This window comes from Vibrio sp. Vb0349, from assembly GCF_033338975.1.
Window position 1 is genome coordinate 1 of record NZ_JAWOTS010000040.1, and the last position, 11,302, is coordinate 11,302.

The following is an 11,302-nucleotide window of genomic DNA, read 5'->3' on the forward strand; positions in this document are numbered from 1 at the left end:
GGCGCTGGACTAAACAAAGGCCCCCTTTTAGGGGGCTCACACAAAGCCACCTTCTTTAGAAGGTGGTAATTTACTTTCTAATGTATGAAGCTTAGGTTGCACAATATTGTTTCACTATCCAAAAATTAAAACTATTGATATTCTGATATAAGAACTAAAGATTAGGGTATTGGAATGAAAATAGCGGTTGCCGGTACGGGGTATGTCGGGCTCTCTAATGCGATGTTGTTAGCCCAAAACCACCAAGTTGTTGCACTTGATATTGTAGAAAAAAAAGTTGAGTTGCTTAACAACAAGTGTTCACCCATTGTGGATAAAGAAATTGAAGATTTTCTGTCTAATCGAGAACTAGACTTTACTGCTACCACGGACAAAGAGCTCGCCTACAAAGGTGCTGATTTTGTTGTTATAGCAACGCCAACGGATTATGACCCACAAACCAATTACTTTAATACGGCTTCCGTCGAAGCGGTGATAAAAGATGTAATGGCGATTAATCCAAATGCTGTAATGGTAATTAAGTCTACAGTGCCTGTGGGTTATACTGCACGCATTAAGCAAGAGTTAGGTTGTGAAAATATTATTTTCTCGCCAGAGTTTCTTCGCGAAGGCAAAGCACTTTACGATAACCTCCACCCATCTCGCATCATTGTTGGTGAGCGCAGTTCACGTGCTGAGACATTCGCCAATCTTCTAGTTGAAGGGGCGGTAAAAGAAGACATCCCAGTTTTGTTTACTGATTCTACAGAAGCTGAAGCGGTTAAGTTGTTCTCAAATACTTACCTTGCAATGCGCGTAGCTTATTTCAATGAGTTAGATTCTTACGCTGAGACGCATAATCTTGATTCTCGCCAAATTATCGAAGGTGTTGGTTTGGACCCCCGTATTGGTAACCACTACAACAATCCTTCATTTGGATATGGTGGTTATTGTTTACCAAAAGATACCAAGCAACTTCGTGCAAACTATCAAGATGTCCCAAACAGTATTATTGGGGCCATAGTGGAAGCCAATCGAACTCGTAAAGACTTTATTGCTGAGTCTATTCTCAAACGAGAACCTAAAGTGGTTGGGATATACCGTTTGATAATGAAAGCTGGCTCAGATAATTTCCGCGCTTCGTCTATTCAAGGTATTATGAAGCGTATCAAGGCAAAGGGTATTGAAGTGGTGGTGTATGAACCAGTACTTCAGGAAGACGAGTTCTTTAACTCACGTGTAATCAACGACCTGAATGAGTTTAAACAAAGCGCCGATGTGATTGTCTCTAACCGTATGGTTGAAGAACTTACTGATGTGGCTGATAAGGTGTACACGCGAGACCTATTTGGTAGTGATTAGACTTTAGTTAAGATGATCGTGTGTAATCTAATACACAAACAAAAAGGGATGCATGATGCATCCCTTTGTTATTTTTACTCTCAGTAAAAACGAGATTAAGCTTTTGCTTTAGCAGCTGCTTTAGCGATTGCTGCGAAGCTTTTCGCGTCTAGAGAAGCACCGCCAACGAGAGCGCCGTCGATGTCTGGTTGTGAGAAGTAAGCTTCAGCGTTTTCTGGCTTAACAGAACCGCCGTATTGGATGATTACTTGTGCTGCAACTGCTTCGTCTTTCGCTGCGATTAGTGCGCGGATAGAAGCGTGGATGCGTTGTGCATCTTCAGCTGTTGCTGCTTTACCAGTACCGATAGCCCAGATTGGTTCGTAAGCGATGATTGCGCCGTTTAGAGCTTCAACACCGTAAGTGTCGATAACTGCGTTGATTTGACGTGCACATACAGCTTCAGTTTCGCCAGCTTCATTTTGCGCTTCAGATTCACCGATACAGAAAACAGGTGTTAGGCCGTTTTCTTTTAGGAAGTTGAATTTCTTAGCGATGAACTCGTCAGATTCGTTGTGGTATTCACGACGCTCTGAGTGACCGATGATGATGTGAGTAGCACCGAAATCTTTCAGCATTTCTGGAGACATATCGCCAGTGAACGCACCGCTGTTGTTTAGGTCAGTGTTTTGAGCACCTAGGATGATCTTGTTACCGCCTTCAGCGATTACGCGCTCTGCTAGGTCGATGTAAAGTGCTGGTGGAGCGACTGCTACGTCAACACCTTCAACGCCTTCAAGTTCAGCGTTAAGACCAGTTAGCAGCTCAGTTACCATTGCTTTGCTGCCGTTTAGTTTCCAGTTACCCATCACTACAGGACGACGCATAGGAATATCTCCCTTATCTTTAATGTAAATAGTCAATTAATGTAAAAAATCTACGTAGGAATATAACAGAATAATGTGAACAGATCATGATTGGCGTCATGTCTTGTCCGGCTTTCTTTGCTGATTCGACCAAGCATCGATCCTGTTATTTTTGTCAAAAGCAACCGATTGGTGATCGCGTAGACAGAATGATAGTTCATTCCTCGGAAATTGCTGCTGAGATTGGTATTACTACGCGCTGGAATTAATTGTTGTAGAAAGGAATCAAAATGCCAAATCTCGTTTTAGAGTATTCAAACTCGGTGGAAGAACGCGTCAATGTTCAGGGGTTGCTGGAGGATTTACATAAAGCGGCGTTAGAAAGTGGCCTTTTTGAACTCGCGTCGGTGAAATCTAGAACGCTCCGGTGCCACAATTGGTTAATAGGAGAGGAGGGTGATAGCCTCGACTTTATCCATATCAACTTTGATTTGTTATCTGGTCGCTCCCAAGAACAAAAGCGAGAACTGTCACGAGCCTTGATGGCGACACTTCAAGAGCAAGCCAGTCACGTGCACAGTTTAACAGTCAATATCCGAGACATGGATATAGATAGCTTCCAAAAGGTAGTGAACTAGGTGGTGCTGGATTGCCCGAGAATAGCGAGGGGTTATTGTTACGAATTCTCAGCCTGGCTCTGCTTGTTATATGGGCGTTGTGGGCACCCAAGCTTTCGGTGTCCTTTCCAAACTATATCGACTCGGCTAATCTATAACCTTTCTACTTTGGGGTAAAATTTGATGTCGACTAAAGAATTACTGTTTTCTTTTCAAGGACGTATAGACCGTAAAACCTACTGGATTTGGAACGTCATTTACTATGTGTCCATTCTAGGCTTTGGTGCCGGTATCAGCCAACTGCTTCCTACTCTCTCCTATGTGCTTCTTCCTATTTTCTTGGTGATTCTGTTGATCCCTGATTTGGCGATCACCACCAAGCGTTGGCACGACCGCAACAAATCGATCTATTGGCTAGCACTGAATATTCCGTTGATTATCGGACGAATTGCCACGCCAATGACCAGCCCTGCCGCGCAAGAGCCGTCGACCCCACAGATGTTCGTTGCTTCCATTTCTCTGATTTGTGGTTTATGGATTCTAATTGAATGTGGTTTCTTAAAGGGAACATCAGGACCAAATCAATATGGCCCTGAGCCGGAGTAATTGCTTCAAGTATCGTGCGTGCTGAAAGTAGATTCTTAGTCTCGCTAAGGCTCGATTGAGTGACGAGCTCCTTTAATTTAGAGGCTGTTAAACTCACCGTCATTCTGAACTGCGAGGGACGATCGTGATTCAGAATCTATCGTCCGGTTGAGCAGTGGTTAAGCTGAGCGGGAAAGAATAGGAGCTTGCTGTTACTAGATTCTTAGTCTCGCTAAGGCTCGCTAGAATGACGATCCTTTTTGGTTTGGAGGCTGTTAAAGTCATCATCATTCTGAACAGCGAGGGACGAGTGTGATTCAGAATCTATCGTCCGCTTGAGCCCTGGTTAAGCTGTGTGTGAAAGAGTAGGAGTTTGCTGTTACCAGATCCTTAGTCTCGCTAAGGCTCGCTAGAATGACGAACTCTTTTGATTTAGAGGCTGTTAAACTCACCGTCATTCTGAACTGCGAGGGACGAGCGTGATTCAGAATCTATCGTCCGCTTGGGCCCTGGTTAAGCTGTGTGAAAGAGTAGGAGTTTGCTGTTACCAGATCCTTAGTCTCGCTAAGGCTCGCTAGAATGACGAGCTCTTTTTATTTAGAGGCTCTTAAAGTCATCGTCATTCTGAACAACGAGGAACGAGGTGATTCAGAATCTATCATCCGGTTGAGTAGTGGTTAAGCTGAGCGGGAAAGAATAGGAGCTTGCTGATACCAGATTCTTAGTTTCGCTGCGGCTCGCTAGAATGACGATCCTTTTTGGTTTGGAGACTGTGAAAGCCATCGTCATTCTGAACAGCGAAGAACGAGTGTGATTCAGAATCTATCGTCCGATTGTGCGGTGGTTTAGGTGAACGGGAAAGAATAGGAGCTTGCTGATACCAGATTCTTAGTTTCGCTGCGGCTCGCTAAAATGACGAACTTCTCTGGTTTAAAGGCTGTTAAAGTCACTGCCATTCTGAACAGAGAGGTGCGAGTGTGGTTCAGAATCTATCATCCGGTTGAGCAGTGGCTAAGGTGAGAGCAAAAGAATAGGAGCTTGCTGTTACCAGATTCTTAGTCTCGCTAAGGCTCGCTAGAATGACGAACTTTTTTGATTTAGAGGCTGTTAAAGCCACCGTCATTCTGAACAACGAGGAACGAGCGTGGTCCAGAATCTATCGTCCGGTTGAGCAGGAAAGAATAGGAGCTTGCTGTTACCAGATTCTTAGTCTCGCTGAGGCTCGCTAGAATGACGAACTCTTTTGATTTAGAGGCTCTTAAAGTCATCGTCATTCTGAACAACGAGGAACGAGTGTGATTCAGAATCTACGCACAGAGTGCTCCGAGTTTGAAATAAACTGACTGAGCTCGCGAATTACAATGGAAAAGTAACAGCGAATAATGAAGGAGAATGAATCATCGATAAGGCACCTTGCGTTTATATCCTAACGTCAAATAACAACGCCGTTCTCTACATAGGCGTTACCAGTCAGCTGCCCCAAAGAATATGGCAACATAAAAATGGAGTAGTGGAAGGATTTACTAAGAAATACAACGTTCATAAGCTCGTTTACTTTGAGTTATTCGACGATATGGCTATGGCTATAAACCGAGAAAAGCAGCTCAAGCAGTGGAAGCGTGAGTGGAAGTTAGCCTTGGTAAGAGAAACGAACCCTAACTTTCTCGATCTATCTACTGAGTATCAGTAAAAATCATCCCTATCTTTAAACGCGTTTAAGCTAACCACATCCGCTTTTTGTGTCGGTGCGGCTTCCCCTTGTAGCGCTGCTTTGAACTTCACGACCTGTTTTTGCAACTCGTTCATCAATACCACATTGGTGTGATGAGGGTTTTTACACGTGCTGATGACTCTATCAATGTGGCTTTGTTGAGCCCACAATCTTTCTTTCATATCTTCTGATGCGCTCTCGATCATCTCTTTCGCCATCTCATGACGAAATTGCTCAAAAGCTTCTGGGTCTCGCTCTGCCATTCGAACCATTTCATCGAATGGAGGAAGCGTTTGGGATGGGACATGACGTAGATTAGACATCGATGCTCTCCAAATCCTTATGGAAATTGCCTTTAGTTACTAAAAGCCTATACCACTAGACAGAGGAGAGAGGATGAATTCTTCAGCCGTCTCACTTATAAGAGAAGCTTTCAAGCTTTAGATTGAATAAGTGCGGCATGTCGATGTTTGGTTGTGGTGGTTACTGCAGTTGTTGGATGCGGTAAACGCAGCGTCTTTGGCCACTAATGATGTGTTCGGTACGCTCTACTTTGGTGTCACGTCCAAGTAAAGACTGAAAGACACTTAATTCTGATTGGCACAAGCTTGGGCAGCGAGTTGCGGCTTTACAAATCGGACAGTGATTTTCGATCAAGATGAATCCGTTCTCATCTTTCTCGAGCTCTGCCATATAGCCTTCTTGCTCTCTTAATGTGACGAGTGTTTCTAGTTTGCTTTGCAGAGAGTCGCATTGCTCAAGATGCTGACGATAACTTTGTAACGTGAGTTTTTCCCTTTCTGATGTGACTTTTTCCAGTCCATCTTTGCCAAAGATATGTTCGACAGCTTCTATAAACTGAATGGTCAACTCACCGTGACGGTCAGCAAATTGCTCATGACCTTTTTGAGTGAGAGACCAATGACGAGCAGGGCGACCAACTTTTACTTTTACGTCATGGATAGAAAGAATGCCATCATCTTCTAAACTTTGCAGGTGCTGACGAGCCCCCATGGTTGTCATACCTAGCTCAGAGGAGAGTTGTTTTGCAGTGACGGAGCCATCACGCTTAACGATTTGCAATATCCTATCTACGGTCTTCATATACCCACCATTTATACGTCAGTACATATTATGCGCGATAGGGTTAGTAAAGAAAAGTGTTGACTTAATTTGAGTGTGGATTTGTAGGGGCTATGTTCATATGAGCCAATATATGTCGTCATTCTGAACGGCGAGGAATAAGGTGATTCAGAATCTATCGTCCGATTGTGCAGCGGTTAAGGTGACCAGGAAAGAATAGGGGTTTGCTGTTACCAGATTCTTAGTCTCGCTAGAATGACGAGTTCTTTTGATTTAGAGCTTGCTATGGTAACCGTCACTCTGAACAGCGAGGAACGAGGTGATTCAGAATCTATCATCCGGTTGAGCTGCGGTTAAGTCGATCAGGAAAGAATAGGAGTCTGCTGTTACCAGATTCTTAGTCTCTCTGGAACTCGCTAGAATGACGAGTTCTTTCGATTTAGAGCTTATTAAAGTCTCCGTCATTCTGAACAACGAGGAACGAGGTGATTCAGAATCTATCTTTTGGTTGAGCAGCGGTTAAGGCGAGCAGGACAGAATAGGAGTCTGCTGTTACCAGATTCTTAGTCTCGCTGGAGCTCGCTAGAATGACGAGTTTTTTCGATTTAGAGCTTGCTATGGTAGCGGTCATTCTGAACAGCGAGGAACGAGGTGATTCAGAATCTATCGTCCGGTTGAGCAGTGGTTAAGGTGACCAGCAAAGAATAGGAGCCTGCTGTTACCAGGTTCTTAGTCTCGCTGGAGTTGGCTAGAATGACGAGTTCTTTTGATTTAGAGCTTATTAAAGTCACCGTCATTCTGAACAACGAGGAACGAATGTGATTCAGAATCTATTGCCCGTAGTGCGGAAAGAAAGGCTCAAACTCAGACTGAGCGAGAGCCTCGAGAAATGCTTAAAGAATAATATCACGCACTTCTGGATCTTTACGATCTAAGTAGTGAGTCGATTTGATGCGGCGAATAGTTCGGCATCGACCGCGTACGAGCAGCGTTTCTGTGGTTGCAATATTGCCTTGACGAGAGATACCTTCCAGCAAGTCACCTTTAGTGATGCCTGTAGCTGAAAATACCACATTGTCGCTACGAGCCATGTCTTCCATTTTGAGGACAACATTCGCTTTTACGCCCATTTCATCGCAGCGTTTTAGTTCATCTGCGCCGTAAATGCGGTTTTCTTCAGTATCGCCTTTTACTTCGTGACGAGGAAGCAGGCGACCGTGCATGTCACCGTCTAGCGCTCGAATTACCGCTGCTGATACAACCCCTTCTGGCGCACCGCCAATACAGTACATCATGTCCACTTCACTGTCTGGCATACAAGTTAGAATAGAGGCAGCCACGTCACCATCAGGCACCGCAAAAACACGTACGCCCATTGCTTGCATTTCTGCAATAACGTCATCGTGGCGAGGTTTCGCAAGGGTAATAACGACTAGGGTATCAAGTGGCTTGTTCAGGGCCTTTGCTACGTTCTCTAGGTTTTCTTTTAACGGCTTTTCTAAGTCAATTACGCCTTTTGCACCAGGGCCAACAACCAGTTTTTCCATGTACATATCTGGCGCTTTAAGAAAGCTGCCTTTCTCACCTGCGGCAAGTACGGCTAGTGCGTTCGATTGTCCCATTGCCGTCATACGCGTTCCTTCAATCGGGTCGACTGCAATATCTACTTCATCACCACCAATACCCACTTGCTCACCAATGTACAGCATTGGCGCATCATCGATTTCACCCTCACCAATGACAATTTCACCACTGATATCTGTTTTGTTCAGTAGCGTGCGCATAACTTCAACAGCTGCGCCATCGGCTGCGTTTTTATCGCCACGGCCAAGCCATTTGTAACCAGCCAGAGCTGCACCTTCAGTCACACGGGAAAATGCCATTGCTAAATCGCGTTTCATGATGTCTCCAAGTAAGCAAGAGGGAAGAAGAATTTGCGCGGCGATTCTATCACAAGGTCGAGTAAACGTTTGCCTTTTTGCGAGGCTTTTACTTTATCTAACTTGAATTTGATCAATACTTAGGGCGATTTTCAGCGTAGCGAGACGCAAAATCCTTGCTCAAAAATGCTTCGGCGACAAGAAAAGTCAGCGTTTAGTGAGATTGCGCTGATTTTTTGACCGAATGATGCAAAATATCGAATATAGTGAGTGTTTCTCATCGCGACGCTGAGTAGAATGAACCTTATATAGGTTAGGTGTGCATCAATCTCGCACATCGTCCCAACGGAATAACATAGGTAGGCCAAGATGTCTTTTGAAGTACTAGAACAACTAGAATCTAAAATTCAAACTGCAGTTGACACAATCACTCTTCTTCAGATGGAAGTCGAAGAGCTGAAAGAAGATAAAGCTAAACTTGCGGAAGAAGCGAACGAGCTTCGCTCTCAACGTGAAGAGCTAGAGCAAAAAGCACAACAAGCACAGCAAGAGCACGCACAATGGCAAGAGCGCATTCGTGCACTACTTGGCAAAATGGACGAAGTGGAATAATTCGGCTTCTTCATTCCAAATTAAAAACACCCGCGTTAAGCGGGTGTTTGTGTTTTAGGGAAGTAGAAAATGTTAAGACAAGGCTAGGCGCTAAGAGCCAAGAGAAGACCCTATAACTTAGGCGCCTAAGACTCGTTATGCTTCTTCATCCAACTCTAAATCAATATTCAATGGTTCAGGCGACAGGATAATTCCGGTGCTATCAGCATAAATATAATCTTCAGGTAAGAAGCTGACGCCGCCAAAGTTGACTGGTACATCCAATTCACCAATACCCTGGCTGGTCGCTCCAACAGGAATAGAAGCGAGGGCTTGAATGCCTAAATTCATATCTTCAAGTTCATCGACTTCACGAACACAACCGTAAACGACAATGCCTTCCCACTCGTTTTCTTCCGCAATGGTTGCGATTTCTGCATCGATAAGGGCTTTACGTAGGGAACCGCCACCGTCAATTAACAAAACGCGACCAAGTCCATCTTGCTCTAATGTCTCGCGGATCAACGAATTATCTTCAAAACACTTGATGGTGGTGATTTGCCCGGCAAATGAAGCGCGACCGCCAAAGTTACTGAACATTGGTTCAACCACATCTACCTGGTCGAGGTAGATATCACAGAGTGCTGAGGTATTGTATTCCATAGCGTACCTTTCTAAACAGAAATTGGTTGTCTTTGAGTATATCTAGGCATTAAGTCAATGCAATGACAATCCTTTTTTAACTTACTAGAGTTTGAGCTACCACAATTGTTGCAAACAAAACGTTGGTGACTAGAGAGCATTTCACGATGACTGGCATCATTGGTGCTATCTGAGCGGGCTTTTGTGTATGCCAAACTGCTTTACCATGATCGGCCACGAAATAAATACTAAGTAAGAATGGCAAGCTAATCCAAACGGGTTTGTCTTGAATTAACAAGTAAGCCGCAAAGGCAAGGATAGCTCCGCCAAGTAAAATAAAGTGGTACTGTTTGGCTTTACGTTGACCTAAGCGTACCGCCACCGTACGTTTACCACACTCTCGGTCGTTCTCTATATCACGCATATTGTTGATGTTGAGTACTGCAACGGCGAGTAAACCGCAGCCTAAAGCAGGTAAGAATAGCGTGGTGTCTACGTGACCAGTATGCAAGAAGTAGGTACCGGATACGCCGAGTAGACCAAAAAACAAGAACACTGATATATCGCCAAGCCCCACGTAACCGTATGGTTTGCTACCCATGGTATAAGCAATGGCAGCGAGAATGGCCAGAATTCCCAGCCCGATAAATGTGACAATGCTTTCCAGTGAACTTAGTGAATAGAAAACCAACACCAAGCCTGAAATGGCGGTCAGAACGATGTTAAAGATAATCGCTTGTTTCATCTGTTTAGCACTTACCGCGCCTGACTGCATCGCTCGTAATGGGCCGAGGCGTTTGTCGTTATCTGTACCTTGAACGGCATCGCCATAGTCGTTTGCCAGGTTGGACAGAATTTGCAGCAATGTCGCGGTTACGAAAGCCATGATGGCAATCGTCAGTGAGAAATGACCCGCCGAGTAGGCGAGCACGCTACCTGTTAAGATAGAGACCAATGCCAGAGGTAATGTTTTTGGACGAGCGGCTTCAAGCCAGATCTGTAGAGATTGTTTCATGGAAATTTCGTGCTAGTAACCAATGTGCCCAGTATAAGCACAAAGAGGCAGATACGCTATTGACCTAAAACAACTCAACTAGAAGTCAAAGAGTTATTCAGAATCTATCGTCCGATTGTGCGGTGGTGAAGGCGAGTGGGGAAAGAAAGGCGTTTGCTGTTAGCAGATTCTTAGTCTCGCTTGAGCTCGCTAGAATGACGAGATCTTTTTGATTTAGGTGTTGTCAAAGTTACCGTCATTCTGAACAACGAGTGTGATTCAGAATCGATCATCCGATTGTGCGGTGGTGAAGGGGAGTGGGAAAGAATAGGCGTCTGCTGTTACCAGATTCTTAGTCTCGCTTGAGCTCGCTAGAATGACCAGGTCTTTTGATTTAGATGTTGTCAAAGTCACCGTCATTCTGAGCAACGAGGAACGAGTGTGATTCAGAATCTATCGTCCGGTTGTGCAGTGGTTAAGGTGAGTGGGAAAGAAAGGCGTTTTCTGTTAGCCGATTCTTAGTCTCGCTTGAGCTCGCTAGAATGACTAGGCCTTTTAATTTAGATGTTGTCTAAGTCACCGTCATTCTGAACCGCGAGGAACGAGTTTGATTCAGAACCTATCGTCCCAATAGTGCCGTGGTTAAGGTGAGTGGGAAAGAATAGGCGTCTGCTGTTACCAGATTCTTAGTCTCGCTTGAGCTCGCTAGAATGACGAGATCTTTTTGATTTAGATGTTGTCAAAGTCACCGTCATTCTGAACAACTAGTGTGATTCAGAATCTATCGTCCGGTTGTGCAGTGGTTAAGGTGAGTGGGAAAGAATAGGAGCTTGCTGTTAGCTGAGTCTTAGTCTCGCTTGAGCTCGCTAAAATGACGAGGTCTTTTGATTTAGATGTTGTCAAAGTCACCGTCATTCTGAACAGCGAGGAACGAGTGTGATTCAGAATCTATCGTCCCGGTTGTGCGGTGGTGAAGGTGAGTTGGAAAGAATAGGCGTCTGCTGTTACCAGAT

Annotated in this window: 11 protein-coding genes; 5 read left to right on the top strand and 6 right to left on the bottom strand. The window is 44.6% G+C overall.

The window, feature by feature from the left end; translation table 11 throughout:
- Positions 1 to 174 precede the first annotated feature (174 nt).
- The gene (locus R7Q47_RS21705) at positions 175 to 1,341 is read left to right on the top strand and encodes a nucleotide sugar dehydrogenase (protein WP_213912282.1); all 1,167 of its coding nucleotides are present in this window, start codon (positions 175 to 177) and stop codon (positions 1,339 to 1,341) included.
- A gap of 95 nt (positions 1,342 to 1,436) precedes the next feature.
- Here R7Q47_RS21705 and tpiA read toward each other — a convergent pair whose 3' ends face one another.
- Positions 1,437 to 2,207: a triose-phosphate isomerase gene (tpiA, locus tag R7Q47_RS21710; RefSeq protein ID WP_005384863.1), complete on the bottom strand. Its 771-nt coding sequence runs from the start codon at positions 2,205 to 2,207 to the stop codon at positions 1,437 to 1,439.
- Between the two features lie 269 nt (positions 2,208 to 2,476).
- Between tpiA and R7Q47_RS21715 the strand changes: the two genes are divergently transcribed.
- The 3 genes from R7Q47_RS21715 to R7Q47_RS21725 all read left to right on the top strand — a co-directional run bounded on the left by R7Q47_RS21715 (position 2,477) and on the right by R7Q47_RS21725 (position 5,078).
- A complete protein-coding gene (locus R7Q47_RS21715) occupies positions 2,477 to 2,824 on the top strand; it encodes a 5-carboxymethyl-2-hydroxymuconate Delta-isomerase (RefSeq protein WP_158157169.1) in 348 nt (115 codons plus the stop codon).
- Between the two features lie 162 nt (positions 2,825 to 2,986).
- Positions 2,987 to 3,409 (top strand): DUF805 domain-containing protein, encoded by a 423-nt coding sequence (locus R7Q47_RS21720; protein ID WP_054574235.1) that lies wholly within the window; start codon positions 2,987 to 2,989, stop codon positions 3,407 to 3,409.
- 1,402 nt (positions 3,410 to 4,811) lie between these two features.
- A complete protein-coding gene (locus R7Q47_RS21725; protein ID WP_373417460.1) occupies positions 4,812 to 5,078 on the top strand; it encodes a GIY-YIG nuclease family protein in 267 nt (88 codons plus the stop codon).
- On the opposite strand, the gene R7Q47_RS21730 is transcribed toward R7Q47_RS21725, so the two are convergent.
- The 3 genes from R7Q47_RS21730 to glpX form a co-directional block, all read right to left on the bottom strand.
- Positions 5,072 to 5,422, bottom strand: a complete 351-nt coding sequence (locus tag R7Q47_RS21730; protein ID WP_248487291.1) for a DUF3135 domain-containing protein — start codon at positions 5,420 to 5,422, stop codon at positions 5,072 to 5,074. The genes R7Q47_RS21725 and R7Q47_RS21730 overlap by 7 nt on opposite strands.
- A 160-nt stretch (positions 5,423 to 5,582) precedes the next feature.
- A complete protein-coding gene (locus R7Q47_RS21735; RefSeq protein ID WP_005379532.1) occupies positions 5,583 to 6,203 on the bottom strand; it encodes a helix-turn-helix transcriptional regulator in 621 nt (206 codons plus the stop codon).
- Between the two features lie 872 nt (positions 6,204 to 7,075).
- Positions 7,076 to 8,083 (bottom strand): class II fructose-bisphosphatase, encoded by a 1,008-nt coding sequence (glpX, locus tag R7Q47_RS21740; RefSeq protein WP_005383180.1) that lies wholly within the window; start codon positions 8,081 to 8,083, stop codon positions 7,076 to 7,078.
- 348 nt (positions 8,084 to 8,431) lie between these two features.
- Between glpX and zapB the strand changes: the two genes are divergently transcribed.
- Positions 8,432 to 8,674: a cell division protein ZapB gene (zapB, locus tag R7Q47_RS21745; RefSeq protein WP_005379536.1), complete on the top strand. Its 243-nt coding sequence runs from the start codon at positions 8,432 to 8,434 to the stop codon at positions 8,672 to 8,674.
- Positions 8,675 to 8,809: 135 nt separating this feature from the next.
- On the opposite strand, the gene rraA is transcribed toward zapB, so the two are convergent.
- Complete coding sequence (gene rraA / locus R7Q47_RS21750) at positions 8,810 to 9,316, bottom strand: ribonuclease E activity regulator RraA (RefSeq protein ID WP_005379537.1); 507 nt, start codon at positions 9,314 to 9,316, stop codon at positions 8,810 to 8,812.
- A gap of 76 nt (positions 9,317 to 9,392) precedes the next feature.
- Positions 9,393 to 10,310 carry a 1,4-dihydroxy-2-naphthoate polyprenyltransferase gene (locus R7Q47_RS21755; protein WP_005383178.1) on the bottom strand — a complete coding sequence of 306 codons (918 nt, stop codon included), beginning with the start codon at positions 10,308 to 10,310 and terminating at the stop codon, positions 9,393 to 9,395.
- Positions 10,311 to 11,302: the final 992 nt, after the last annotated feature.

Excerpts from the sequence above, each read along its gene's own strand:
- R7Q47_RS21730 (WP_248487291.1), bottom strand. The coding sequence starts at position 5,422 with ATGTCTAATCTACGTCATGTCCCATCCCAAACGCTTCCTCCATTCGAT.
- R7Q47_RS21715 (WP_158157169.1), top strand. The coding sequence starts at position 2,477 with ATGCCAAATCTCGTTTTAGAGTATTCAAACTCGGTGGAAGAACGCGTC.
- R7Q47_RS21720 (WP_054574235.1), top strand. The coding sequence starts at position 2,987 with ATGTCGACTAAAGAATTACTGTTTTCTTTTCAAGGACGTATAGACCGT.
- R7Q47_RS21755 (WP_005383178.1), bottom strand. The coding sequence starts at position 10,310 with ATGAAACAATCTCTACAGATCTGGCTTGAAGCCGCTCGTCCAAAAACA.
- glpX (WP_005383180.1), bottom strand. The coding sequence starts at position 8,083 with ATGAAACGCGATTTAGCAATGGCATTTTCCCGTGTGACTGAAGGTGCA.
- tpiA (WP_005384863.1), bottom strand. The coding sequence starts at position 2,207 with ATGCGTCGTCCTGTAGTGATGGGTAACTGGAAACTAAACGGCAGCAAA.
- rraA (WP_005379537.1), bottom strand. The coding sequence starts at position 9,316 with ATGGAATACAATACCTCAGCACTCTGTGATATCTACCTCGACCAGGTA.
- R7Q47_RS21735 (WP_005379532.1), bottom strand. The coding sequence starts at position 6,203 with ATGAAGACCGTAGATAGGATATTGCAAATCGTTAAGCGTGATGGCTCC.
- R7Q47_RS21705 (WP_213912282.1), top strand. The coding sequence starts at position 175 with ATGAAAATAGCGGTTGCCGGTACGGGGTATGTCGGGCTCTCTAATGCG.
- zapB (WP_005379536.1), top strand. The coding sequence starts at position 8,432 with ATGTCTTTTGAAGTACTAGAACAACTAGAATCTAAAATTCAAACTGCA.